At 48.7% G+C, this 26,075-nt stretch carries 17 protein-coding genes and 2 pseudogenes; 8 read left to right on the top strand and 11 right to left on the bottom strand.

Going from position 1 to position 26,075, the window contains the following annotated elements; translation table 11 throughout:
* Positions 1 to 35 precede the first annotated feature (35 nt).
* From asnS to DXA93_RS15805, 4 genes and pseudogenes are all read right to left on the bottom strand, one after another.
* Positions 36 to 1,425: pseudogene (asnS, locus tag DXA93_RS15790) on the bottom strand (asparagine--tRNA ligase).
* Between the two features lie 76 nt (positions 1,426 to 1,501).
* Complete coding sequence (locus tag DXA93_RS15795) at positions 1,502 to 3,970, bottom strand: hypothetical protein (RefSeq protein WP_118719918.1); 2,469 nt, start codon at positions 3,968 to 3,970, stop codon at positions 1,502 to 1,504.
* Positions 3,970 to 5,127, bottom strand: coding sequence for a class I SAM-dependent methyltransferase (locus tag DXA93_RS15800; protein ID WP_022461540.1), 1,158 nt, complete (start codon positions 5,125 to 5,127; stop codon positions 3,970 to 3,972). The genes DXA93_RS15795 and DXA93_RS15800 overlap by 1 nt, the downstream gene beginning before the upstream one ends.
* A gap of 147 nt (positions 5,128 to 5,274) precedes the next feature.
* On the bottom strand, positions 5,275 to 5,700 hold the full coding sequence (locus DXA93_RS15805) for a hypothetical protein (RefSeq protein ID WP_082424871.1): 426 nt from the start codon (positions 5,698 to 5,700) through the stop codon (positions 5,275 to 5,277).
* Between the two features lie 163 nt (positions 5,701 to 5,863).
* Here DXA93_RS15805 and DXA93_RS15810 point away from each other — a divergent pair, with 163 nt between their 5' ends.
* Positions 5,864 to 6,955: a TM7S3/TM198-like domain-containing protein gene (locus DXA93_RS15810; protein ID WP_158565052.1), complete on the top strand. Its 1,092-nt coding sequence runs from the start codon at positions 5,864 to 5,866 to the stop codon at positions 6,953 to 6,955.
* A 77-nt stretch (positions 6,956 to 7,032) separates the two neighbouring features.
* Here DXA93_RS15810 and DXA93_RS15815 read toward each other — a convergent pair whose 3' ends face one another.
* The 5 genes from DXA93_RS15815 to DXA93_RS15835 form a co-directional block, all read right to left on the bottom strand.
* Positions 7,033 to 8,292 carry an ABC transporter substrate-binding protein gene (locus tag DXA93_RS15815; RefSeq protein WP_119208734.1) on the bottom strand — a complete coding sequence of 420 codons (1,260 nt, stop codon included), beginning with the start codon at positions 8,290 to 8,292 and terminating at the stop codon, positions 7,033 to 7,035.
* Between the two features lie 119 nt (positions 8,293 to 8,411).
* Positions 8,412 to 9,077 carry an RluA family pseudouridine synthase gene (locus DXA93_RS15820; RefSeq protein WP_055265689.1) on the bottom strand — a complete coding sequence of 222 codons (666 nt, stop codon included), beginning with the start codon at positions 9,075 to 9,077 and terminating at the stop codon, positions 8,412 to 8,414.
* An 895-nt stretch (positions 9,078 to 9,972) separates the two neighbouring features.
* Entirely contained in the window at positions 9,973 to 12,261 is a 2,289-nt protein-coding gene (locus DXA93_RS15825) for a hydratase (protein WP_195997431.1), read from the bottom strand.
* A gap of 119 nt (positions 12,262 to 12,380) precedes the next feature.
* On the bottom strand, positions 12,381 to 13,472 hold the full coding sequence (locus DXA93_RS15830; protein ID WP_055219318.1) for a PucR family transcriptional regulator: 1,092 nt from the start codon (positions 13,470 to 13,472) through the stop codon (positions 12,381 to 12,383).
* Between the two features lie 196 nt (positions 13,473 to 13,668).
* The gene (locus tag DXA93_RS15835; protein WP_055219170.1) at positions 13,669 to 14,781 is read right to left on the bottom strand and encodes an ABC transporter ATP-binding protein; all 1,113 of its coding nucleotides are present in this window, start codon (positions 14,779 to 14,781) and stop codon (positions 13,669 to 13,671) included.
* 349 nt (positions 14,782 to 15,130) lie between these two features.
* Here DXA93_RS15835 and DXA93_RS15840 point away from each other — a divergent pair, with 349 nt between their 5' ends.
* Positions 15,131 to 15,946, top strand: coding sequence for a YesL family protein (locus DXA93_RS15840; protein WP_070100805.1), 816 nt, complete (start codon positions 15,131 to 15,133; stop codon positions 15,944 to 15,946).
* 101 nt (positions 15,947 to 16,047) lie between these two features.
* Here DXA93_RS15840 and DXA93_RS15845 read toward each other — a convergent pair whose 3' ends face one another.
* Positions 16,048 to 18,726 (bottom strand): sensor histidine kinase, encoded by a 2,679-nt coding sequence (locus tag DXA93_RS15845; RefSeq protein ID WP_117509947.1) that lies wholly within the window; start codon positions 18,724 to 18,726, stop codon positions 16,048 to 16,050.
* A gap of 16 nt (positions 18,727 to 18,742) precedes the next feature.
* On the bottom strand, positions 18,743 to 19,438 hold the full coding sequence (locus DXA93_RS15850; protein WP_022461396.1) for a response regulator transcription factor: 696 nt from the start codon (positions 19,436 to 19,438) through the stop codon (positions 18,743 to 18,745).
* 248 nt (positions 19,439 to 19,686) lie between these two features.
* Between DXA93_RS15850 and DXA93_RS15855 the strand changes: the two genes are divergently transcribed.
* The 6 genes and pseudogenes from DXA93_RS15855 (at position 19,687) to DXA93_RS15880 (ending at position 25,911) form a co-directional block, all read left to right on the top strand.
* On the top strand, positions 19,687 to 20,088 hold the full coding sequence (locus DXA93_RS15855) for a GGDEF domain-containing protein (protein ID WP_179973075.1): 402 nt from the start codon (positions 19,687 to 19,689) through the stop codon (positions 20,086 to 20,088).
* A 420-nt stretch (positions 20,089 to 20,508) separates the two neighbouring features.
* Entirely contained in the window at positions 20,509 to 21,903 is a 1,395-nt protein-coding gene (mgtE, locus tag DXA93_RS15860; protein WP_022461398.1) for a magnesium transporter, read from the top strand.
* Between the two features lie 201 nt (positions 21,904 to 22,104).
* Positions 22,105 to 23,492 (top strand): annotated as a pseudogene (locus DXA93_RS20755) (alanine/glycine:cation symporter family protein).
* Between the two features lie 60 nt (positions 23,493 to 23,552).
* Positions 23,553 to 24,458, top strand: a complete 906-nt coding sequence (locus tag DXA93_RS15870) for an alpha/beta hydrolase (protein ID WP_118601528.1) — start codon at positions 23,553 to 23,555, stop codon at positions 24,456 to 24,458.
* 1 nt (position 24,459) lies between these two features.
* A complete protein-coding gene (locus tag DXA93_RS15875; RefSeq protein ID WP_118601527.1) occupies positions 24,460 to 25,200 on the top strand; it encodes a LytR/AlgR family response regulator transcription factor in 741 nt (246 codons plus the stop codon).
* Between the two features lie 51 nt (positions 25,201 to 25,251).
* Entirely contained in the window at positions 25,252 to 25,911 is a 660-nt protein-coding gene (locus DXA93_RS15880) for a sensor histidine kinase (RefSeq protein WP_055219159.1), read from the top strand.
* Positions 25,912 to 26,075: the final 164 nt, after the last annotated feature.

A 26,075-nucleotide genomic window follows, 5' to 3' on the forward strand; every position in this document is an offset into this window, starting at 1 on the left:
CCGTATTTTTTAAGTTTCTATATCACTTTTCGTAATTACAGCTCGCAGTTGTTTACTGTTCTCGGGAACGGGATGACGTCGCGGATATTGCCCATTCCGGTCAGATACATGACGCATCTTTCAAATCCCAGTCCGAATCCTGCATGGTGGGTAGAACCATATTTTCTGAGGTCCAGATAGAATCCGTAATCTTCCTCAGCAAGTCCCAGCTCTTTCATACGGCCAAGCAGTTTCTCGTAGTCGTCCTCACGCTGGCTTCCGCCGATGATCTCTCCGATGCCAGGAACCAGACAGTCCATAGCGGCAACTGTCTTGTTGTCATCGTTCAGCTTCATGTAGAACGCTTTGATCTCCTTCGGATAATCGGTAACGAAAACCGGTCTCTTGAAGATCTGCTCGGTCAGATAACGCTCATGCTCGGTCTGCAGATCGCATCCCCAGTATACTTTGTAATCGAATTTGTCGTTGTTTTTCTCCAGAAGCTCGATAGCCTCGGTGTAGGTTACACGGCCGAACTCAGAATTTACGACATGGTTCAGACGCTCGATCAGTCCCTTGTCCACGAAACTGTTGAAGAACTGCATTTCTTCCGGTGCATGCTCCATAACGTAGCGGATGACATATTTCAGCATTGCCTCAGCAAGCTCCATATCATCCTCCAGATCAGCGAAAGCGATTTCCGGCTCGATCATCCAGAACTCTGCTGCATGGCGGGTGGTGTTGGAATTCTCTGCACGGAAGGTCGGTCCGAAGGTGTAGATATTGCGGAATGCCTGTGCAAAGGTCTCGCCGTTTAACTGTCCGCTTACGGTAAGGCTTGTCTTCTTTCCGAAGAAGTCCTGTGTGAAATCAACAGCGCCGTCCTCGGTTTTCGGAATATTGTCAAGATCCATGGTGGTTACCTGGAACATCTCGCCGGCTCCCTCGCAGTCGCTTCCGGTGATCAGCGGGGTGTTGACATAAACGAAGTCTCTCTCCTGGAAGAACTGATGGATCGCATAGGCGCAGAGGGAACGAACACGGAATACTGCCTGGAAGGTGTTGGTTCTCGGACGCAGATGGGAAATGGTACGAAGGTATTCCATGGAGTGGCGTTTTTTCTGCAGCGGGTAATCCGGTGCGGAAACGCCCTCTACGGTAACTTCTGCCGCCTGAATCTCAAACGGCTGTTTTGCCTGCGGGGTAGCAACGAGGGTACCTTTTACGATGATGCTGCGCCGACGTTCATTTTGGAAATCTCAGCGAAGTTTCCATCTCATCGTGGTATACGATCTGCAGGGTTTCGAAATAGCTTCCGTCGTGCAGAACGATGAAACCAAAGGTTTTGGAATCACGTACGCTGCGCACCCAGCCGCCTACGGTTACTTCTTTGTCCAGGTATGCTTCCCGGTTTTTATAAATCTCTCGGATGGTTGTAAGTTTCATTGTCTTTTTTCTCCCTAAATATTCATAGTGCTTTCTTTATTCTAGCACTTTTTGCGTCATTAGAAAACCCCGCAAATCACTCGATCTTTACTTTTTTAATATAACTGATGAAGACATTGCCGTTCTGTGCGAACAATGCATCGCTGTCATCGTCAGAAAGTGCAGTTGTCTCGCCCGTTGCCGGGTTATACAGCCAGGAATTTCCAAAAATATCGTATCCAGTCAGAAGCAGACTCTCGTTCGCGCCGGTCTTTACAACAACGCCGTAGCCGCTGCTGATCATGTAGAGAATTTCTTCTCTTGTGCAGCCCGTCAGGTTCAGCAGTTCGTAATCATCACCGAGTGACTCCTTCAGCACGTTTTCGTCCAGAGATGCACTCTGAAATCCCGACGGCATCGTTGTCTCGTCGAGGCGCATGCCCTGCTGGCGGTTTCCGCGCTCCCACACATAGGACTGGCTGCTGTTCAGCACAACGCCGACATTCTCATCGGCAAGCTGTACGGCCTCGGCCGGGGAGCTTAAAATGGCGATCAGTTTTCCTTTTCCATATACATAGTAAAGATCTGCGCTGCCCGTGTCGTACGACATCGTAAGATCGGTCCGTAAGGTTGAATAGATATATTTCGGTGTCAGTGTCAGAAGCGACTGTGTTTTGCCGCTCGTCGAGAATTCCAGAAGGAACTGCTGCTCTCTTCTGTCGTCCACCGTTGCCAGGCGGCCCGTCACCAGTTCCTGGCTCTGCTGCTCGCCGTTCATGATGTGATCCTCCGGCGCATCCGCATAGCCGTTTTCCTGGCGTACCACGCGGTCCAGCTCCAGAAGGCCGTCCGAAATCGACACGCCTGTCACATAATAGCCGTCCTGGTGATACTCTTTTTTCACGGTTCCGTCGATGCTGACAATCCGCACCGTATGCATAGCGAAAACTTCATTGCCGGAAATATCTTTTAAAATATCGCTGTCGTTTGCCATACCATAGACAAAGTCTTCATTGATAAAGCCAAGTGCCCGGATCTTCTGTCCGTCATCCGCCGCAAAGCGCTGCGTTTCCCCGCTCTCCAGATTCATCACGGTGATGTTCATCGCACTGCTTGCATTGTCCGCATCCATCCACGCGATGCTCTCCTGGCTTTCCGATACTACAAAGCAGTCCTCCGGGATACTTTCCCGGACCACCGTCGTCGTGCCGGTTTCAATATCTACCTTACACAGGTTCTCATTCAGATAGAGATACATCTCTCTCTGCTTGTTGACGTAGGAGAGGCGGTCGAGCTGTTTTTTCAGCATCTCGTAGGAAATATCCGCCGGAACGAAAATCTCCTCGGTTGCCACATTCCGCTCGGCGCGATAATAGTAAACGGCTGCTCCCACTTCACCCTCGTGGTTTCCGCGGTTCATATAGCCATAAACAACAAACGTCACATCGCCCGCATCATCCACACGTACAATGTTGACATCATGCTCTCCGTGCTGTTCCCGGTCATCCATGCTGCCGTTCTCACGGAAGCTGAAAACGCGGATCGTCTTGTTGGCGCTGCGGTTGTAGCACCAGAGATCACCGTTTACTACAAATGCGACAATATCACCTGCCGTATTCGTCACATACTTGGTATCCTCGCCGGTCACACCGAGGTTAATGCCGGATTTCGTCAGAACACCAAGCTCCGGATCAAAGATCTGCTGTGCGCTCCGCTCGAAGTCCAGCAGAATAATCTCTCCGTCGGACTCTCGCATCCGGTAGAACTCGCTTACGGTATAATACTCCGTCTGTCCGTTCTCATCCTGCGCACTGATCATGTACTCCTGTTTGATGCTGGTCGTCGTCTCATTCGCTTCTTTGATCTGCTGCACCGGCTGCTGTACGATCGTCGGTGCGAGGCTTCCCCAGGAAATCTGGTCGAGGCTGGAATGAATGTTGACATTGAGGAACGAAGAATTATCCCCCGTCTCATCCGGCTCAAGCTGCGGAACGAGCGCTTCCGCCTGCGTTTTATCCAGGCATGTCTGCGCAAACATCTGCGTGTAGGCCAGATAATCGCCGACCTCCACGCCGTTGCGCTGTACAATGCGGGTGTAATACCAGGCAGACTGGCCGTTTCCGTAGGCAACCTCGAGCTTCAGCGTATATTCCTGATTCATCAGAATCGCGGTCTCTAACTGGAAGTCTGCTTTCAGATAGCTTCCGTCCTCGTCAAACGATTTCAGCACCGAGTTTTCAATCAGCGCTCCGCCGTCTGTGCTTTCCACCGTATAGGTCACGTTTATAATTTTCTGTCCCTTCGCATCAATTTCAAGCGTAAGCGAACGGTCCATCGGCAGCGGTGTCAGGTTTTCTCTTGTCGTTACGCCGTTCATCTCCTGGCGGTATCCGTACATGCGGTTCACTGTCGTGTCCGCGGTCTTCATGTACAGCACCGGAAGACTCGCTGCGTCCAGATCGGTCGCATTCTCCGTCGTCTCGTGGCTCATCAGGTGTGTGAACACACCGACTGATGCGGCAAAAACAAGAAAAAGGATCAGAATCCTTGCTGCTCTTTTATTCATCACGGCTCCTCCTTTTCTGTGAGGAGGTCTGCCAGTGTCGGCTTCACATGGTACGCTTCCATGCACACTTTCAGTTCTTCCGGCAGTTTTTTCGAGCCTTCCTGGCGTTTTACCGCGCGGATCAGAAGGTTCTTCGGCGTGTGCTCCATGTCGATGAACTCAAGAATCTGTGTCTCATAGCCTGCATTCTCCAGAAGCTTTGCCCGGATTCCGTCGGTCAGAAGCGCCGCCATGCGCTCTTTTAAGATGCCGTAATCCATGATCGGATACAGTTCTTTGTTTGCAATCTGGCGGTTCAGCTCATGCTGGCAGCACGGAACGGAAAGAATAACTTTTGCATTCCATTTGACGGCCTTTTCCAGCGCATAGTCAGTCGCCGTGTCGCACGCGTGCAGCGTCACCACCATATCGACCTCGTCGCGGCCGGTATAAGAAGCGATGTCACCCTGATAGAAATGCAGCTTTTCATAGCCGTATTTCTCCGCCAGTCCGTTGCAGATTGCGATGACATCCTCTTTCAAGTCAAGTCCGATGATATTGACATCCAGTTTTTTCAGTTCGCGGAAGTAATAATACATCGCAAACGTCAGATACGATTTTCCGCAGCCGAAATCGAGAATCGTGATCTCGCGGTCCGATGGGAGCTGCGGCAGGATATCTTCGATGAACTCCAGAAAGCGGTTGATCTGGCGGAACTTGTCGTAGCGGGTCCGCACGATTTTGCCTTCTTTTGTCATAACACCGAGATCCTGTAAAAAAGGAACCGGGATTCCTTCTTCCAGAATATACCGTTTCTTCCGGTTGTGCGCCAGATTGACGGGTTTGCCGGTTCCTTTCATATGCGGTTTCTTTTTGATCGTCATCGTTCCCTTTTTGCTGACCAGAACGGATGCTGTGCAGGTGTCGGATTCAAGCTGCATCTGCTTGAAGGTTCCGTTCATCCAGTCGCTGATCCGGGTGATCACATCGTCTTTTGTCATATTTTTATGAAACTCCTTCGTGCCGACGGTCTCCTGGCACTGAAAGAGCAGTTTTCCTTTTATTTCAACCGGGCGTATTCTCACTTTGGACACTTCACTGTCCCCTCTTGGGCCGCTGATCGTGATACGATACAGCCCTTCCCGGATTTCATCCTGTAATAATTTCTGTAATTCCATTTATACTCTCCAAACTTTCTGAATCGTTTGTAAACATGTGTAATAAAGCCCCTTACAACCCCGCTAATATTGTAATCTGTTTTCCGCAAAACCACAACAGAAAAATTATTAAAAATGTGTTACCCTCTTATTACTTTATAGCGCGGTTTAAAGCCACAGATTGTAATAATGTTTCCTCCTGCTCCGCCTCCGGAACATTTCATTATAAAAAAGAACGCCGATCAAATCGAGCAGTTCCTCTTCTGCCGTTTTCTCATCCTTCCCGCCGTTTTCCCTGCCGTACTGACGTGCGATATTCCGGCAGGTGTGCTCCATCATGAGCCGGTCCGGGAATTCGTCGTACATCATGCTGCCGCGGTAATCCATGCGGTCACACTCTGCCTCCACCAGCCGCTGCAGATCAGATGCCGTCCGGGAATAATACGACTGCATCCGCTGCCGTTCCCGCGCTTCCTGCTGCTCCTCCATACTTCTTCCCCATAAGGGCTGTGCCGCAAAAAACGGCTCCGGCCGCTCCATCGGATTTCCCTGATAGGAATTTCTTCTATTTTCATACACTCTATCCTGATTCATGCCTGTTTTATTTCCTTTTTGCTCTTCCTTATACCATATGCACACCGCCGCCATTCTGCCGTTTTCCAGATCTCAAACACAATTTCACTTGCCAAAACCGCCGTTCCGTACTAAAATACAACCTGTATCTATTTTTCCGATACATCATATAGGAGTGAATATCATGAATCTGAATATGCAAGCTTTTAACATCAACACGCTGCTTGGCGGTCTCGATAAAGTCCGGGACGTCATGGGTGTTTACCAGCAGCAGCTTCTTCTGATTGTGATTGTTTTTGCCCTGCTGAACTGTTTCTTCGGCTATGCGCTCCGCAAACTCTGGAGCGTCATTCCCGGATTTTTTCTCGGCGCGGCCGCTGGTTATGCAGCGGGTACCTACACGAATCAGACCACGACGATCACCCTGGCGCTTGCCGTCGGCACCGGTCTTCTGACCGCAATCATTGCCTTCGTCCTCTACCGGATCGGACTTTTTCTTCTGATCTGCGGGCTCGTCGGCTTTTGCCTCTGGCATCTCGTTAATCCAAACGATATCACAGGTTATGGACTCGTCGCCCTCGTCGCTTTCGTGATCAGCCTGATCTGCGTTCCGTTCGAACGCATTTCCGTAATCCTGGTCACCTCCATCTGCGGCGCCCTCACGACGATCCGCATGGCATATTTCTTCAAGGACCTCGATCTGAACATGATGTTCTGGATTGTCTCTGCCATTCTCGCCGCAGCAGGCATGCTCTTCCAGTTTAAACCGTGGAAAGAGGCGGACTACTGGGAGGATGACGACGAAGAAGAACGCGAACACCGTGCAAAAGCGCGCGCCAGACGGAAGCGCAGATCCGGTTTCGACCCTCTTCCATCCAGAAAGAAGAAAAAGAAACGCCGCGGCTCCTCTTCCTCTTCTTCCGGCAACGCAAGAGATCCGTACCGCAGCTATCAGAAACCGTCGAACCGTACCCGTGTTTCGCAGAACACCATGTACGATTTCCGTTTTGTTCCGGAAGAACCTGACGATGACGACGATGAGAAAGATCTTCCGAAAATCATCCGCCGCCGGCCATCCGCAAAACCGGCCGCTCCGGAGGAGTTTGACGAAGAAGAAACATCCCCAAAAGCTTCCATGGGCGACACGAAGCCGTATACCTCTCCTTCCAAACCGCAGATCACCGAGGACGGCATCCCGGATGTCGATCTCTCCGCGATCCGGCAGCAGATTTCCGAAGAGGTACAGAGAATTTACGAAGACGATCAGAACTCGTAATCCGCACTGCAGCGCAGAAAACCCGGCAGGCAAAGGAACATTCCCTTGTCTGCCGGGTTCATTTTTTATCCTGATTTTCAGTTATAAAGATACTTCTGATTTGTCTCCAGATCGATCGTGTCTTTGTCGAGCCACTGATATCCCGTATCGATCTTCTGATCTACCGGAAGTCCCTGAATCGCGCGGACGGCCGCCACGATTGCCGCATAGCCAAGACCGTACGGATTCTGCGTTACGGTACCGTACTCGCGTCCCTCCTGGATCGCTTTCTGCTGTTTTTCACCGGAATCAAAACCGACAATCTGAATCTGCTCAGTATTTTCCATATCTGCCAGCGCATCCAGCGTCTGGTCTGCCATGTCTTCGTTCGTACAGAAGATGCCCTTCAGAGCCGGGTAGGTTTCAAGTGTATTTTTCAGCATGTCCGCGATGGATTCTTCTCCATCTCCGTAATTCACCTGAACCACTTTCACATCGGTATATTTTTCTTCGATCTCTTTTTTAAATGCTTCCACGCGCTCTACGCTGCTCTCGGTGTTGTACTGATGTGCAACAATCGCAACCTCTCCGCTGTTGCCGATGGCCTCGCAGAGATGATCTGCCGCAAGCTTTGCTGCCGCTGCGTGATCAGTCGCACATGTCGAGGTGATCAGATCACTCTCGATACCGGAATCCGCGATGATGACTGGAATCTGGCTGTCGGAAGCCTCTTCCATCTGTGCCTGTCCCGACTGCTGGTCAATGATACCAAGGATCAGCGCGTCCGGATTTTCCGAAATGACAGAGTCGATGATATTGATCTGAGAGTTGGTGTCACTTTCATTTTCCGGGCCTTCAAATGTCATATAAACTTTGTCGTTTCCGGTGTAGCCAAGCGAGGCGTTCAGATCGTCAAGTGCCTGCTGCGCACCGGCTTTTACGGCTTTCCAAAAACCGGCACTTAAGTCTTTTGCAACCACGGCGATGTAAGAGCCTTTTTCAACGGTAAGTCCATCCACGGTGTCGTACAATGCTTCCATGCCGTCTTTGTGCGGAACGGTGATTTCTATTCGTTTTTTGTCTGCTTCTTTTCCTTCATCTCCAGAGCTTTCAGAAGATGTGGATGCACTGGCTGACTCTGCTGTAGAATCTGCGCTGGACGATGAGGCCTCCGGCTTTCTTCTGCCGCCGGAGTTTCTGTCACTTCCTGAGACGACGATGCTGCGGTGCTCTTGTCTGTCACTGCTTCTTTTCCGCATCCAGCTGCCGAGCACAGCAGGATTCCGGAAAGCAGTACTGCAATCATTCTGCGTTTCATAATTCTCCCTTTCTGCTTTGCCTGATGAATCATTTTCCATTACTTTTTACAGTTTTGTTACATAACCTTTCTCTATTATACACAAACCGTAAAAATAGTCCAGTCCTGTTTTCTTATGATTTTCTGAACTTTTTTGCAATTTCACATAGTTCTGAATAGTTACACAAAGCTGTGGAAGATTTCACCTTCTGGTTTTACGGTAAACGAAAGCCGTTTGCCTGTCCGCGGATGCTTCAGCTCGAGATGATGCGCGCACAGCGCCAGAGATCCTTTCTCCTTCGCCCCATATTTTGCATCACCCGCCAGCGGATATCCCGCATGGGAAAACTGGACGCGGATCTGGTGGTGGCGGCCCGTTCCGAGGTGGATCTGCACCAGGGTTCGGTTCTCCTGTGTCCTTATCACTTCATATTCCAGCACCGCTTTTTTCGCTCCGGCGGTGCCTGGCTGTACGACGCGGGATGTGTTGCTCCGCCCGTCTTTTACAAGGAAATCCTCAAACTTCTGCACGCCCTGTTTTTCGATTTTTCCCTCACAGACGGCGAGATACTCTTTCTTCATCGTCCCGTCCTTCACCTGCCGTCCCAGTTTTCCTGCGGCGTCTTTGTTTTTCGCAAACACCAGCACGCCCTCAACCGGCTGATCGAGCCGGTGAACGACCGCCAGATATGGAATCTGAGTCCGCGCCTGACCCGGTGTTTCCGCCCTTGCCTGCTTCGCCAAATAATTCAGCAGCGCATGCTCCAGATCCATCTGTCCCATCCGCGCATTCTGCACTGCCATACCCGCGTGCTTGTGAACAACAAGAATATCGTTATCTTCCATTAAAATATCTTCTCTGCAAAATCCAGCCACTTTCTTCTCCTGTCCTGACTTCTTATTTTCGATACACGGATTTCTCCGCTGTTATGCTTTAAGAAGTATGCACCATTTCCGCCGCATCTGTCAAGAAAAACATGCCCGGCGGACGAATTACACAACACAGAAAGCGATCGCCATACCAATCATTTTTTCTGATACAGCGACCGCTTTTTCTTTATTTTCCATATTCAGTTTTTTCTCTACTTTCAAGGATTTTCACTGGTTTTCTTTCTTTACCGATCTGTGATCTTTGTTTTCGCTTTCGTTTGATATTTCAAAGATCGTTTCTCTTCCATTTCCCTGTTGTAGATTTTCTTTTTTTCGGGAAGATGTTCTTTTTCAGAGGCTTTTCCTTTGCGGTTAAGATTTCCACTCCGAAAATCTTTTCCTTAGGATTTCCTAAGATCTGCTCTGATCTCATGTTTATCAAAAGGTTTTCTTTCGAACTTCTTTTGTATGGATCTTTATCTCAGGTTTTCTTTCCTTTCGGAAGTCTCTCATCTTAAGAACATCTTCCTTTTCCCTTTTTTTCCATTCTTCTATAGAAGATTTCTCGTCTCTTTCTATGAAAATGGTTTGTTCTCTTGAAAAGGGGGTCCCAAGTCTTTCTCTTTGTACCTCTTGGTTAGGTTTTTGTTTTCTTGTTTCTTTGTGATTTTAATATAACAGATTCGCCAGCATTTGTCAACACATTTTTAAAATATTTTTACTGTTTTTTTATATCGCTTTTCCTTTTCTTAATTATTGTGTTTATTTTCTGAATTTTATATTGTTTTCTGATATTTTATTTCAAATAAGTGCGCAGAAAAAGAGCTATGAAACAGACTTTTCTCCTGCCACACAGCTCTTTCTCAAATACTTATCCTCTATAATAGTTGATCAGGCATCCCTTGCGGATGATTTCTCTCTCATCATCGGTCAGCGCGCCTAACGTCATCTCGAACGGAACAAGTGCTCCGTCTTTTACAACGTACGCTTTGATCACATCGGCTTTCTCTTCCACTGCCTTGCGGATCTCCGGTACAAAGATGTAATCTCCGTTTGTAAACGGCAGATCTCTCTCCGGGATCAGGAATGGAAGCATGCCCCAGTTGATCAGGTTGGAGCGGTAGCGCTTCGTTGCATACTCGTTGGCGATGTTTGCCCAGCCGCCTAATACCTTCTGGCAGGAAGCTGCCTGCTCACGCGCAGAGCCGTCGCCCGGTTTTACAGCGAAGATGGTGGATCCGACACCGACGTTTGTCTTGTCGATATCCGGGTACTGGGTATGGATGGCTGCGAAGACCGGTTTCAGTTCCGGAAGTGCCTCTGCCGGGCAGTTTCCTTCCTGGATGGCTTTCTCTGCGACCTGTACTTCTTTTGCACGTCCCACGTAAGCCGGATCTTTTCTGGACAGGGTGAACTCTGCCAGTCCGAGCGGGTTGGAACGGAAGGAAGAAGTCTCGCCGGATGGAATCAGCTCGTCGGTTGTCGTAACCGGATCGTGGATCTCGGAAACAACCTTCAGAATCAGGTTCTCGGCAAGCTGCGGCATAGCCGGCCAGTCTTTGATGTTCGGTCCGAACTGGATTTCTACAGACGGATCTGCCACACCCTTGCTGTCGAAGACACGGTTCTCGTAAATCTTCTTGTCGAAATGGTATGCCGGTTTCGTGTATGTTCCGGTGAACTCGTCTGCTGCGGTCAGGAATCCCTTGTTTGCTGCGGTTGCTGCAATGGAACGTGCATCCATCAGGGCAACGGAAGAAATCTGACCGTTCTGGATCTTGGATCCCTCGCGGTTCGGGAAGTTTCTGGTGGAGTGACGGATTGAGAACGCATTGTTTGCCGGAGTATCGCCTGCGCCGAAGCACGGTCCGCAGAATGCGGTTTTTACGATCGCACCGGTTTCCAAAAGGTCTGCCAGTTTTCCGTTTCTTGCCAGCTCCATATAGATCGGGGTACTTGCCGGGTAAACACTTAAGGTGAACGCATCGTCGCCAATGCTGTGGCCTTTCAGGATATCGGCTGCGTCGCAGATGTTCTCAAATCCGCCGCCGGCGCATCCTGCGATGATTCCCTGGTCTACCAGGAGTTTTCCGTCGTGTACTTTATTTTTCAGAGTGAACGGAACTTTTCCGTCGAGGCTGATGGCTGCTTTCTTCTCTACATCGTTCAGGATGTCATCGAGGTTTGCTTTCAGCTCTTCAATGGTATAAACATTGCTCGGATGGAACGGCATCGCGATCATCGGTTTGATCTTGTCGAGTTCTACTTTTACAACGCCGTCATAGTAAGCAACCGCGCCAGGATTCAGCTCTTTGTAATCTGCGCTTCTGCCGTGGATCTGATAGAACTCGCTGATCTTCTCATCGGTTCTCCAGATGGAGGACAGACACGTTGTCTCGGTTGTCATAACGTCCACACCGATCCGGTAATCTGCGCTTAAGGAAGATACGCCAGGTCCTACGAACTCCATAACTTTGTTCTTTACGTAACCATTTGCAAAGACTGCACCGATGATGGCAAGTGCAATATCCTGCGGTCCTACGCCCGGCTGCGGTGCGCCTGTCATGTAAATTGCGATCACTCCCGGCATAGCGATATCATATGTTTTGGAGAGAAGCTGTTTTACCAGTTCCGGTCCGCCCTCGCCCATGGCCATGGTTCCGAGTGCACCGTAACGGGTGTGGGAGTCGGATCCGAGGATCATTTTTCCGCCGCCGGCAAGCATCTCGCGGGCAAACTGATGAATTACTGCCTGATGAGGCGGTACATAGACGCCGCCGTACTTTTTCGCACAGGTAAGACCAAACATGTGGTCATCTTCGTTGATGGTTCCGCCGACTGCGCAAAGGGAGTTGTGGCAGTTGGTCAGCACGTACGGTACCGGGAATTTTTCCAGTCCTGACGCGCGCGCGGTCTGAATGATTCCAACAAAAGTAATGTCATGCGATGTAAGTTTGTCAAATTTGATCTGCAGATTTTCCATGTTGCCGGAAACATTGTGGTCTTTTAAGATTCCATAGGCAATGGTTTCTTTTGCAGCATCCGCTGGACACGGCACAGCGCCGGTACGCGCTTTGAGTTCCGCGCGGCCTTCTTCTGTATCCGGGATGATGTCGATTCCGTTGACAAGGTATGCACCTGTGTTCAGTAATTCAATCATGTCGTTCCTCTCCTCTTGTTGTTGATAAAATGTCAGGGTCAAAAAGTCTTTTGACCCCTTCGATACCCGGATTGCTCCGTGCTTTGCACTCCCGCAATCCTGTACGGCTCTGAACGGTTTTACAGATTTTCGCTGTTGTTCATATACGTCATGTAGCTTACGACCATCATGGCAATTTTAAAGGTCAGCGCATCGTCAAATTTACGAATGTCGAGTCCTGTGCTCTTCTCGAGCTTCTCCAGACGGTACACCAGAGTATTTCTGTGTACATAGAGCTGACGGGATGTCTCGGACACATTCAGGTTATTTTCAAAAAATTTATTGATTGTGGTCAGTGTTTCCTCATCGAACGTATCCGGCAGATTTTCGCCGAAGACTTCGGTCATAAACATTTCGCACAGCGGAATCGGGAGCTGATAGATCAGACGGCCGATGCCGAGGTTGTTGTATGGTACCACGTTTTTGTCTGCGTAGAAAATTTTTCCTACCTCAAGCGCCATCTTCGCTTCTTTGTAGGAACGCGAAACACTCTTAATCTCGCTGACCGGATTTCCGTAAGAAACACGTACCTGGGACATTGCCTCTGCATTCAGCATATCAACCAGCATTCTTGCGGTCTGGTTCATATCCTCGAAGGTGTCGGTATCCTTCAGTTCTTTTACAATGATAATGCTCTTCTCATCGACTGCGGTGATGAAATCTCTCGGTCTTGAAGCAAAGAGGCTCTTTACTGTCTCCTGTGCGCTGATGTCTTTTTCCAGCTTCGTCTCTACCATGTAAACAACGCGGCGCACATCTGTGTCGATGCGAAGCTTTTTCGCGCGGTTGTAGACATCCACCAGAAGAAGATTGTCGAGAAGAAGGTTCTGGATAAAGTTGTTTTTGTCCAGACGCTCTTTGTATGCAATGATAAGATTCTGAATCTCACATACGGCAACCTTTCCGATCATATATGCATCGTCGCTACTTCCTTTAGAAATCAGAATATACTCCACATTCTGGTTGTCATATACTTTAAAATAATGATATTCCTGTACAATCTGGCTGTCCGCAGCGGATAATACAAAAGAACGGATGCTTTCTGCATCAATCGCGGTTTCCGGGAATGTGGTCACCAGCAGAACACCATCCGTATTCGTCACACATAAATCAATTCTCGTAATATTTCTTAATTCATCAAGGGTTTTCTGTAATACCTGACTTGATACCAAATCTGCCACTTCCTTTCTCCTGGCGTATTTTACTCCAGGGTGCGTCTTATCTATAACTATAGCTTATTTTTTTCTCATTGGCAACTATTTTTTGCTTCGCAAAAGGAGGGCGGTGCATATGCAAAAAGGACCGGCATCCGAACGGATGCCGATCCTTTTCTCTATGTTTGCGCATACGCGCTGATGTTCATATGGATTAGTTGGTAATGGTGATCTCTGTCTCTTTGTCGAACAGATGAACTTTCTCCATATCCAGAGCAAATTTAACGGTATCACCGCTTCTTGCAGTTGTACGAGGATCTACGCGGGCTGTCATTGGGAAGCCTTCGCAATCGAAGTACAGGTAAACTTCTGCACCTAACAGCTCGTATACGTTGATCTTGCACTCAACTACGCTGTCTTTGGAAGTTTCGATGAACATCTGAGAATCATGTACGTTCTCAGGACGGATACCCATAACAACGGTCTTTCCGTCATATCCGCCGTCGATAACAGCTTTTGCTTTGGAAGCCGGCAGTTTCATGTTGTATTTACCAACAGTAAGAGTAACGTCGTTTCCGTTAACTTTTACTTTTGCATCCAGGAAGTTCATCTGCGGAGATCCGATGAATCCTGCAACGAACAGGTTGCCCGGTGCGTTGTACAGGTTCTGCGGGGTATCTACCTGCTGAACAACTCCGTCTTTCATAACAACGATTCTGGTACCAAGTGTCATAGCCTCGGTCTGGTCATGTGTTACGTAGATGATGGTAGCGCCCAGTCTCTCATGCAGTTTGGAAATCTCGGTACGCATCTGTACACGAAGTTTTGCATCCAGGTTTGACAGAGGCTCGTCCATAAGGAATACTTTAGGATCACGTACGATTGCACGTCCCATAGCAACACGCTGTCTCTGACCACCGGAAAGAGCTTTCGGTTTACGGTCAAGCAGTTTCTCCAGGTCAAGGATTTTAGCTGCTTCTTTAACCTGTTTGTCGATCTGATCTTTCGGAACTTTTCTCAGTTTCAGACCGAATGCCATGTTATCATATACGGTCATGTGTGGATACAGAGCGTAGTTCTGGAATACCATTGCGATATCACGGTCTTTCGGCTCTACATCGTTTACTACTTTATCGTCAATTTTCAGAGTACCATCGGAGATCTCCTCAAGACCTGCGATCATACGAAGTGTTGTAGATTTACCACATCCAGATGGTCCTACGAAGATGATAAACTCTTTGTCAGCGATTTCCAGGTTGAAGTCTTTTACTGCTTCAAAACCGTTCGGATATCTTTTTGTAATGTGCTGTAAAGATAAACTTGCCATTTTTGAATCCTCCCTAAATGAACATCATGCGTTTTATTATGAGTTTTGCATTTGCATCTCTCTTGCTTATGGGATTAGTATACCTTTTCTACCCGCATTCGACCATGCCACAATTACACAAACTTTCCTCCGGCAGATTGGCAATTCTGCTTTCGGATTTTCTCGAACCGTTCTCTTCTGTCCACTTTGCACAAACAAAATGTTCACTCTTATACAAAATGACGAAACGAAAAGTTTATATTCTCTTCATTGCATTTTTCTGAAAAATTCGCTATACTTTTCTATGATGTCTGCCAGCCGGAACGTTAATCGGCGGCACACTTAATTCAACAGAAAAGAGGAACAAATTATGAGTTTTTTCAGCCTGGACAGTAAGTTCTCGCAGATTATGGGCCGTGTCTTCGACCTGATGATGCTGAACATTATTTTCCTTATTATGTGTATCCCGATTGTGACAATCGGCGCCAATTTCACAGCAATGTACTACGTCACGCTGAAGATGATCAAAAATGAGGAGACGTATATCTTCCGTACCTACTGGAAATCCTTCCGCGAAAACTTCAAGCAGGCAACTGCCATCTGGCTCATCCTGCTGGCGGTTCTGATTGTTCTGATTCTTGATCTTCTGCTGGTCATGAGAATGCCGGGTACCATCACCTACCTGCGTTTTGTTTTCCTGGTACTGATCTTTTTCGAGGCCATGGTACTTTCCTATGTATTTCCGGTACTGAGCCGCTTTGACAATACTGTAAAAAACACGATCAAGAACTCCATCCTGATGGCAATCCGCCACCTGCCGTGGACCATCATGATCCTGCTCGTCAATCTCTGTCCGCTGCTGATCTATGTATTCTCCACGACAAAGATTGTCAGCTATCTGATTCTTCTGATGTTCCTTCTGGGCTTTTCCACGGTAGCGCTTGGATGCTCCTGGTTCTTCGTAAACAAAATCTTCCCATTCTATATGCCTGAGGAAGAAAACGAGGTTCTGACACCGGAAGAAGAATCCTTACGGGCACTCGAAGCAATGGACAGACCAAGCCCGCTGACTGAACGTTCCGATGACGCTGCTCCGGCTGAAACTACCGATGCTGCAGAAACTGCTTCGGAAGAGGAATCTGCAAGCCCGGCTGAACAGACAGAAACAGACGAAACAAACGAATAAATAAACTGCATTTCATAAACAACTCCCCGCGAACCGCATCTGCTGCGTGTTTCCCGGCGGGGAGTTGTCGTTTTCTATTCTCTTTTATTTTTCAACACTTCTCAGGCATCCTGCTGTGCTTCCTCCTGTACCGCTTCCGGTACGATCATCGGAGGCATCGGTTTTTTCTCCTTTACAGCTTCATCAAACGTAATCGTAACCTTGAACAGGTCGCCGTCCAGATAAATGTTGAAGCTTCCATGCTGCAATACCGTTAGGTTCTTTGCGATTGAAAGACCCAGGCCGCTGCCCTCGGTGCTCCGGCTGACATCGCCGCGGATAAAACGCTCCGTCAGTTCATCTGCCTGGAAGTTCAGCGGGTTCTCGGAAATGTTCTTAATCGAGAGCTGAATCTTTCCGTCTTTTTTGATGGCATCCACATAAACCCGTGTTCCCGGCATGGCATATTTGCAGACATTTACGTACAGGTTCTCAAGCACGCGCCAGATGCGGCGGCTGTCCGCACGGATCAGAAGCGGTTCCGGCTGGAGAATACAGATCAGGTCGAGATTGCGGCCTTCGAACCGCTCCGCAAATTCTCCGTTCACCTGCTGTACCAGTTCATTCAGGTTCAGGTTCATGAATTCCAGTTTAATATTTCCGGAGCTGATCTTCGATGCCTCGACAAGGTCCTCCGTCAGCTGTTTCAGGCGCTGTGATTTTTCGTCGAGTACGCGGATATAATCTTTCGCTTTCTCGTTTTCAATATTTTCCCGTTTCAGCAGATCGACATAATTAATAATAGAAGTAAGCGGTGTCTTGATATCGTGGGATACGTTGGTGATCAGATCCGCTTTTAAGCGCTCGCTCTTCATCTGCTCCTGCACTGCCGCTTTCATTCCCTCTCCGAGCGAATTGACAATTCCGGCAAGCTGAAGGTTGTCTTCCCCCTGCAGCTCCGTCAGGTCAATCTTGTAATCCAGATCGCCCGCAGCAATCTCTTTTAAGCCATGTTCAATCTGTTTTCTTCCGGATGCCTCGCGCAGCAGAAGAAGCAGCACTGCGGCATCCATCACCAGGGTAAGGAATACGCCGAACATTCCGAAGCCGCAGCAGAGAATGATCTGCACGCCGCAGAAAACGCAGAACATAAGGATCGTTCGCTCCGACTCCTGTCTGCCTTCATAGAAGGTTCTTCCGGCAGACACGATCCGGTGGCCGACGCAGTACAAAAACGACTGTTTCCAGACGTTGCGTGCTTTGATCCGGCGCACCAGTGAGCAGTACGGAATCAGTGTGATCAGAAATCCGGCGAGGATGCCCGATGCGGCCACCAGGCTTCGCCATGTATCTGCTTCATTTCCATAGGATCCGCTGTAGATGTAGTTTCCGTCAAAATTCTGGATATAATGAACGCCGCCGTAGGAAAGTTCGATGCAGACAGCAACGATTCCAACTGCTCCCATCACAATCAGGATGGCGGCTGCAGCTGCGATTTCCGTGTACCACTGATCGAAAAAGTAAAGGCGGATTTCTTTGTTTTTTCCATTTCTTCCTGCCTGCAGTGTGAACAGGACCAGGCAGACCAGCGTTCCGATTCCGCCAACTGCAATCATCAGAAGAAGGAGCTGCATTTTCGGAAGCCACTGGCTGTAGATCTCACTGTACTGGGAGAAATAGTCGCTTGCTGCCAGATCCGGATCCAGTGCAACAAAGATCTTCTGATAATTATCTGCAATCTGATTGTTCAGTAGATAGCTTCTCGCTGCTTCCACGGCCGGGCTGTTTTTTCTTGTTGCATAAGAACGGACTTTGTCGGCACCGCCGGTCCGGTCAACAGCAAAGGCGAACGGATAGGGCGATTTCTGCGCAATGGCTGTTGTGTAACCATTTTTCCAGGAATCCACATTCGTATAGATATTTCCTTCTTTATCCTCCAGACAGTACCAGAGATTGGCATCGTCCGCATCGACGCTGATGCCGCTCTCCTGGTTTTTAAAAGCAGCAACTTCTTCCGTGACCCCGGAAAGTGTCATATACAGATCGCGGATGGATACCTTTTTCAGATTTGCCGCCGCGTACTCATAGAGGTACGTTCCCGCTTTCGTTTTCTGCGTTTCCAGGCTCATTCCCTGATCGTATAGATACAAAAACTGGGAGGAAACATCAGCAGGATCAATTTTTTTCTCTTTCAGGCTTTTCACTGCATTATCGGAAGGAAAGTAGACCTCGCCGTCCGGGGAAAAGCTGTCAAACGTCTCTGCATCTGCCGCGCTCACTTCTTCGGTGAGTGCGGCTACATCCGTCTCTTCTGTTTCCTGGCTCACGTCAGTTCCATCTTCGTATGCAAGATAGGCTTCTTTGTCAATTCCGGCATCGTTCGTCGCATAATTGTCCGCAGTATACGCTGCCACCTCATTGAGGTCTGCGCTGCTGCCGTCATCGTACATCTTGACAAGCTGGTCAATGGTGTACGTTGTACTTATCCCGCCGCTTCCCTCTCCATCGGTTGCAAAGGCACGGTAATCAATCTCTTTTGTTCCGTCGTATCGACCGTTTGTGCCGAATTTACTCATATCATTATAGTAGCTCATGACGTTATGAAGCTGCCGCTGCACCAGTGTGCCGCATGCGGTGGTTTCTTCAAACGCATACTTTTTTGCTGCCGCATTCGGCGTCAGGCCGACGCTGGAAAGCATCAGTGTCTGAATGCCCCCGAACAGCGCACTGGCGGCAAAAACGATCAGCAGAAGAAAAACGATCAGCTTCCCCGTCAGGCTGTAGAGTTTTCGTTCTTTCACAATTATTCACTCCTTATTATTGTTTCTCAATCTTATACCCAATTCCCCATACAACTTTCAGATAGCGCGGCTCCTTCGGGTTGATTTCGATTTTCTCACGGATGTGACGAATGTGGACCGCAACGGTGTTGTCCGCACCGATCGCCTCCTCGTTCCAGATGCTCTCGTAGATCTGTTCAATCGAAAATACCTTGCCTGGATTTTTTACCAGCAGCAGGAGAATGTTATATTCGATCGGGGTCAGTTTGACTGGTTCACCCTCGACGCTGACTTCTTTTAAATCGTCATTGACGAGAAGCCCGCCGACCTGATACACATTTTCTCCGTCGTCCGCCGGAAGATTTCCAAGTTTCGTGTAGCGCCGCAGCTGAGATTTCACCCTCGCCACCAGCTCGAGCGGGTTAAACGGCTTCGTCACGTAATCATCCGCGCCGATGTTCAGTCCCAGAATTTTGTCCACATCCTCTGATTTTGCGGACAGAATAATGATCGGAATACTGCTCTTTTCCCTGATTTTCAGCGTCGCACGGATGCCGTCCAGTTTCGGCATCATGACGTCGATAATCAGCAGCTGAATCTCCTCCCTCTCGAGCATCTGGATGGCCTGCATGCCGTCATATGCTTTCAGCACATGATAGCCCTCCTGGGTCAGATAAATCTCAATGGCGTCTACAATCTCTCTATCATCATCACATACTAAAATGTTGTACATTTCTTCTTTCTCCACCTTTCATTTTTTCTTTTCCGGCACTTTTTTTCCGCGCCGGACCTCCCACATGATTCAAAGATGATTGTACCGCAAATTCCCTCAAGTTGCCAGATGTCTTTTGTTTTCATCCTTACTGTACCAAAGGAATCTTTAGGTCCGCAAAGGAAAATCTTAAGTTTCTATAAAGTTTTGTCTGTGAATTCAGAGCTCAAACATTTTTTAGACAATTGCAATTATTTTCTTAGCACATCCTGCTTGCCGTCTATGCGGATCTCAATAATTTAAAGATCATCAACGACCGATACGGGCATGAAGAAAGGGACTTCTCCATCCGCCTTGTCGGACAGTTTCTGCAGGATTCCATCGGCAAACGCGGTGTCTGCGGACGCATCGGCGGCGATGAATTCGCATATCTTGTTCCGTGTTCCGACGAAACAATGTCCAGGGATCTGTACCGGACGCTGCACTCCGCATTCGACATTTTTAATAGAACGAACGAAAAAGCATATAATATTACCGTTTCCACCGGCTTTTATCTGCTTCCGAAAGACATGGATTCCACACTTCCGGAGATGCTCGCGCATGCGGATGCAATGCTTTACGAGGAGAAACAGAAACGAGATAAGAATGTTGCGAAAATTTTACCAAAATAGGAATTGATTTTTTTCTGGAAAGCAGTTAGAATACTTGAGGGATGATTTTTGAATCCCGTATTTCAAGCGAAACAGACCGGCAAAAACGGCTGTTTGATCAAAAAATTTCTAAAAAAAGGCAGGTGAACAGAATGGATAGTTGTGATTCTCATGGGCGAAGTACCAGCATAGGACGGGAACCGGAAAATATGCAGGATGACGGCCATCCTTCTGTCCTGCTTTAATCTTAAATATTTTCCCTTCTTATCCTATGAAAACCCGAAGTAAGACACATGATCCAAACCAGTTTTGAAACGTAATTCTCTGGTTCTTTTTTCGTGTGCTTTTACTGCCCTGTGAGGGTTCCAACATGCTTTTTCGCACCGACAGCACGCATGTTTTTTTCTGCTGTCAAAAAAAAGAATGGAGGATAACGAAAAAATGGAAAAACGAGTACAGGATTATACCCAGGAGATCCTGGATACAATCCGCAGTAACTCTTCTCCGGCTGTCATGGGCAGCCGCCTGGAAGATTACCACGAAAATGACCTGGCAGATGTTCTGCCGCTTTTAACGGTTCCGGAGCGATGCAAACTGTACCGCATTCTGGACACGGACATGCTGTCCGATATTTTTGAGTATGCTGAATCCGACAACGTAGCCGAGTACCTCGAAGAGATGGATGTCAAAAAAGCCGCTTCCATCCTCTCCAAAATGGAGACCGATGCACTGGCCGAGGTTCTGCAGAAACTCGACAAAGCAAAGAAAAAACTTCTGATCGAACTGCTCGATCCGGAAGTACGCCACGATATTGAGATGATCGCCTCCTTCGATGAAGATGAAATCGGTAGCCGCATGACGACAAACTGCATCATCATCCGCGAGGATCTGAATGTCAAACAGGCGATGAGCAGCCTGATCGATCAGGCCGCAAAGAACGACAACATCTCTACCATCTTTGTTGTCAATGCGCAGCAGAAATTTTACGGAGCGATCGATCTGAAAAACCTGATCATCGCAAGACGCGACGAGACGCTCGAGGATCTGACCGTAACTTCTTACCCGTACGTATATGCAGAGGAGCCGATCAACGAGTGTATCGAAGAACTGAAGGATTATTCCGAGGATTCTATTCCGGTCCTCGACAATGACAACCGCCTGCTCGGTGTCATCACATCATCAAACATCATCGACCTGGTTGATGATGAGATGGGTGAGGACTACGCGATGTTCGCAGGTCTGACCGCAGAGGAGGATTTAAAAGAGCCGTTAAAAGACAGTATGAAAAAACGTCTTCCATGGCTGATCATCCTGCTCGGTCTTGGCATGCTGGTTTCTTCTGTAGTCGGTATTTTCGAACAGGTTGTCACAACCCTTCCGATCATCATGACCTTCCAGTCCCTGATCCTTGACATGGCCGGAAACGTTGGTACCCAGTCCCTGGCTGTTACCATCCGTGTCCTGATGGATGAGTCCCTGACCGGAAAACAGAAATTACAGCTTGTTTTCAAGGAAATGCGCATCGGTTTCTGCAATGGTCTTCTGCTTGGTGTTCTGTCCTTTGCTGTCATCGGACTTTTCATCTTCTTATTCAAAGGAAAGACCATGATGTTCGCATTTTCTGTTTCCGCCTGCATCGGTATCGCGCTGCTGCTGGCTATGCTGATTTCCAGTGCCGTCGGCACCTGCATTCCGCTGTTCTTTAAAAAGATCCACATCGATCCGGCGGTTGCTTCCGGCCCGCTGATCACAACGGTCAACGACCTTGTCGCTGTCGTTACATTCTATGGCCTGAGCTGGCTGTTCCTGATCGAGATGCTGCATCTCGCAGGCTGATCTTTTGATACGACTGAAAAATTTTTAAGAGGCAGATATCAACTTTTTCTGGTTTCGGAAAAAGCTGATATTTGCCTCTTATCTTTTCTCTTCCCTTCTTTACATTCCAAACAGAAACCGATATAATAGCAGGTAACGGTGCTTTTATGCTTTGACGTTTCACAGTGCCGCAAATATTTTGAAATGAGGGTTTTTGAAAACATGATTGTCAATCTCATCACCACAGTCTACAACTTTCTCTGGGGCGATCTTTTTACGATTCCGCTCCCGGGCGGCGGCAGTCTCGGAATCTCCCTTCTGATTCTTCTGCTGATCCCAACCGGCATCTATTTTACGATCCGGACACGTTTTCTTCCTATCCGTCTGTTCCCGGACATGATCCGTGCCCTGTCGGAAAAGAAAAATGAAAAAAGCAGCCTTTCTTCTTTTCAGACACTGATCGTTTCCACCGCAACGCGTGTCGGTATGGGAAATCTGGTCGGCGTTGTCGCTGCAGTCTCCGCCGGAGGCGCAGGTGCTGTGTTCTGGATGTGGGTGACGGCTATCATCGGCTCGTCTACCGCGTTTATCGAAGCTACGCTCGCACAGCTTCACAAAGAAGAAGATCCTCTGTACGGCGGCTACCGCGGCGGTCCTGCTACTACATTCACGATCTGGTTGAAGACCACCTCAAGAAGAAAAAACGATACGTTCTGCCGGCTGTTCTGTTTGCCATTGCCGGTCTGATCTGCTGGTGCGGTATCAGTCAGGTAATCAGCAACTCCGTGGCTTCTTCTTTTAAAAATGCATTTTCCATTCCGCCGCTTTACACCAGTATCATGCTGGTGATTCTTTCTGCAATCATCGTACTGCGGAAAAATGCAACCGTAAAGGTGCTGGATTTTATAGTTCCTGTCATGGCAGTCTGCTATTTCTTTATCACACTGTTTATCATCGCAGTCAACCTCCGTCAGATTTCTTCTGTGTTTGCACGCATTTTTGAGGAAGCCTTCGGACTTCGTCAGATGGCAGCCGGCGGTTTTGGTGCTGTTCTGATGAACGGTGTAAAGCGTGGTCTGTTTTCGAATGAAGCCGGTTCCGGCTCCGCTCCATGCGCCGCTGCCGCCGCAGAATGTGACCGCCCGGCCAAAGCAGGCCTTGTACAGGCGCTCGGCGTTTTTGTTGACACAATCGTCATCTGCAGCTGCACCGCAATGATTATGCTGCTTGCACCAAAGGATCTGATTAATGGCCTTTCCGGCATGGATCTCTTGCAGACCGCCATGCAGTATCATCTGGGAAAATTCGGTGTGATTTTTATCGCACTTACGCTGTTTTTGTTCAGCTTTTCCACGTTCCTCGGCATTTTGTTCTATGCAAGAAGCAACGTTGCCTACCTGTTCGGTGACAAGTGGTGTTTCCAGACCGCTTACAAGGTTCTTGCACTTGTAATGCTGTTTATCGGCGGTATTGCCGCATACACTTTTGTGTGGGATCTTGGTGATGTCGGCATCGGGCTGATGACAATTTTCAACATTATTGCACTGTATCCACTTGCAGGTGAGGCGCTTTCCGAGTTAAAATCATATGAGGAGTCGAAGAAATTGTAAATCCTGTGGATTGCTGTTTCGGACCGAAAAAGGGGTTTTAGAAAAAGGAGGTTTTTACACATGATCATTGAACCATCAAACTACACGTATGAGACAATGCCGGACTACACGGACGCGGTAGACGGCGCCGTGGAAATTCCGGTGACCGGAGAGGAAATGGAGATCCGCTATGCGCATGAAGTTGTCTACGACGAGGCGCACAATCTTCATCTGGAAATTTTCACACCATTCCAGATGGCGCACCCGGAGCGCACCTGGCCGTGCATCACATTTATTCAGGGATCCGCCTGGATGAAACAGTATGTCTACCAGAAGGTCGGCATGATCGCCCGTCTGGCGCAGCGCGGCTACGTTGTTGCAATCGTCGAATACCGTCACAGCGGAATCGCACATTTCCCAGCGCAGATCATCGACGCAAAAAATGCGGTACGTTTTCTGCGTGCGCATGCGGAGGAATACAAGCTGAATCCATCGCAGATGTTCCTAATGGGAGATTCTTCCGGCGGACAGGTTTCTTCCGTTGCCGGCATGACCGCAAAGAGCGGAAAACTTGACGAGCCGATCAATGAGGAAAGCTGCGAGGTATGCGGTATTATCGATCTGTACGGAGCTGTTGATGTGACACTGCCGTACGGCTATCCGATAACGCTGAACCATCAGAAACCGGACAGCCCGGAGGGCATGCTGATGGGCTATGACATTACCGAGCATCTTGAGGAGGCTAAGGCAGCCTGCTCCAAAACATACGTGAACGAGGATTTCCCGCCGATGCTGATCGCACACGGCACCAAGGACACGATGGTGTTCTGCCAGCAGAGTGTCGATCTCTACCACGCATTAAAGGATGCCGGAAAAGATGTACAGCTGTATCTTCTTCGCGGCGCAGACCACGGCGGTGCAGCATTCTGGACCGAGGAAATGATTACCGTTTACGATAACTTCTTCAAAAAATGTTTGGGTGAATAACATGAGGATTGCTTACTGCGAAGATGAACCGGCGCAGCGTTCCCGGATGGAACTGCTGCTCCACACCTTTGCGGAGCGAAAAAGGCTTCCTCTTACCGTGGAAGCCTTTTCAGACTCCGCTGCTTTTCTGTTCCACTACCCTGACTCGTATCCGTTCGATCTCATCTTTCTCGATATTGATCTCGGCGGAATGGACGGCATGGCGCTGGCGCGGAAAATCCGTGAGACGGACAGCGAGGTGCCGATTCTCTTTCTGACGAACCACAGAGAATACGTTTTCGAAGGGTATGAGGTGCAGGCGTTCCGGTATCTCTTAAAGCCGGTGACGGAAGACACACTGTTTCCGCTGCTCGACGAACTGCAGACGATGCGCGGACAGGAAAAGCCGCATCTGCTGCTTTCACTTGGCGGGGAGACGCAGAAGCTGTTCCTCTCGGATCTGCTTTTTGTGGAGTCCGATAATCATTATCTGACGCTGCATACGGCCGCCGGCACGGAAACGTTTAAGAAAAATCTGTCGGAGTTCCGCGAAGAGCTTTCCGCCGCATGGCAGGCTTCTGGTGGGACAGGAGAATGTTTTGCGGCAGCACACCGGAGTTATCTTGTGAATCTCGCTCATGTGGAGCGGATCACGCGGACGGAATGTCTCTTGTCGGACGGAACAAAAATTCCGGTCAGCCGCGGATGCTATGCATCACTCAACCAGGTGTTCCTGCAGTTTTACCGGCCGAATGCGTTTTAAAGGTTTTGCATTTTTTAATTTCCAATTCCGAACGAACCGAGGTGATGTTTCATGGCGCACATTCCATTTTTATCCCATTATCTGGAACGCAAAAATATCGAATACCAGAACCAGCTTCTCGCCCGCCAGGTCGAGGAAGTGCAGAATATCTATCTGACAATGCGCGGCTGGCGTCATGATTACCACAATCATCTGCAGTCAATGAAGGCATATGTTGAGATGGGACAGTATGATAAGCTGCAGGAATATCTCGGGCTGCTCGAAAATGATCTCGATCAGGTCAACCAGCTCTGCGACTCGGGGAATGTGAATCTCGATGCGATTTTAAATTCCAAAATTTCACTCGCCGAAAAGAACGGCATCCGCGTGGATTACAAGGCAGCCTGCCCGGCCAATCTTACGGTGAGTGATATTGATCTCTGCGCGCTGATCGGAAATCTGATTGACAATGCGGTGGAAGCATGCGAGGGCCTTGCGGATCCCTATATCCGGCTTTATATTGGTGTGCTGAAAAACCAGCTGTATATTTCCGTTACGAATGCAACAAAGGATACTGTGCGGAAGCTGGACAGCGAGTATATCACCACGAAGCGCGGAAATCACGGGCATGGGCTGAAACGGATCAATCTTGTTGTGGAAAAGTACGAAGGATATATCAACCGGCAGAACGAGCCCGGCGTTTTCGTGACGGAGATTATGCTGCCGCTGTAAAAAGCTCTTTCCAGAATTTTTTGATTTTGTCCGATGATTCTACAGAAAAATTTTGCAGAACGTGAACACTTTTTTTGCTGTTCGCGTTCTTTTTTGTTCCATTTACGTACTTTTCCCCCGTGTTTTGCATGAATATGGTAGGATAACTACAGTTCACGAAAGAC

The sequence above is a fragment of the Blautia sp. OF09-25XD genome, from assembly GCF_003482095.1.
GTDB lineage: Bacteria > Bacillota > Clostridia > Lachnospirales > Lachnospiraceae > Fusicatenibacter > Fusicatenibacter saccharivorans.

Coding starts and splice junctions, on each gene's coding strand:
- DXA93_RS15795 (WP_118719918.1), bottom strand. CDS start 3,970: ATGAATAAAAGAGCAGCAAGGATTCTGATCCTTTTTCTTGTTTTTGCC.
- DXA93_RS15800 (WP_022461540.1), bottom strand. CDS start 5,127: ATGGAATTACAGAAATTATTACAGGATGAAATCCGGGAAGGGCTGTAT.
- DXA93_RS15805 (WP_082424871.1), bottom strand. CDS start 5,700: ATGAATCAGGATAGAGTGTATGAAAATAGAAGAAATTCCTATCAGGGA.
- DXA93_RS15810 (WP_158565052.1), top strand. CDS start 5,864: ATGAATCTGAATATGCAAGCTTTTAACATCAACACGCTGCTTGGCGGT.
- DXA93_RS15815 (WP_119208734.1), bottom strand. CDS start 8,292: ATGGAAAATGATTCATCAGGCAAAGCAGAAAGGGAGAATTATGAAACG.
- DXA93_RS15820 (WP_055265689.1), bottom strand. CDS start 9,077: ATGGAAGATAACGATATTCTTGTTGTTCACAAGCACGCGGGTATGGCA.
- DXA93_RS15825 (WP_195997431.1), bottom strand. CDS start 12,261: ATGATTGAATTACTGAACACAGGTGCATACCTTGTCAACGGAATCGAC.
- DXA93_RS15835 (WP_055219170.1), bottom strand. CDS start 14,781: ATGGCAAGTTTATCTTTACAGCACATTACAAAAAGATATCCGAACGGT.
- DXA93_RS15840 (WP_070100805.1), top strand. CDS start 15,131: ATGAGTTTTTTCAGCCTGGACAGTAAGTTCTCGCAGATTATGGGCCGT.
- DXA93_RS15850 (WP_022461396.1), bottom strand. CDS start 19,438: ATGTACAACATTTTAGTATGTGATGATGATAGAGAGATTGTAGACGCC.
- mgtE (WP_022461398.1), top strand. CDS start 20,509: ATGGAAAAACGAGTACAGGATTATACCCAGGAGATCCTGGATACAATC.
- DXA93_RS15870 (WP_118601528.1), top strand. CDS start 23,553: ATGATCATTGAACCATCAAACTACACGTATGAGACAATGCCGGACTAC.
- DXA93_RS15875 (WP_118601527.1), top strand. CDS start 24,460: ATGAGGATTGCTTACTGCGAAGATGAACCGGCGCAGCGTTCCCGGATG.
- DXA93_RS15880 (WP_055219159.1), top strand. CDS start 25,252: ATGGCGCACATTCCATTTTTATCCCATTATCTGGAACGCAAAAATATC.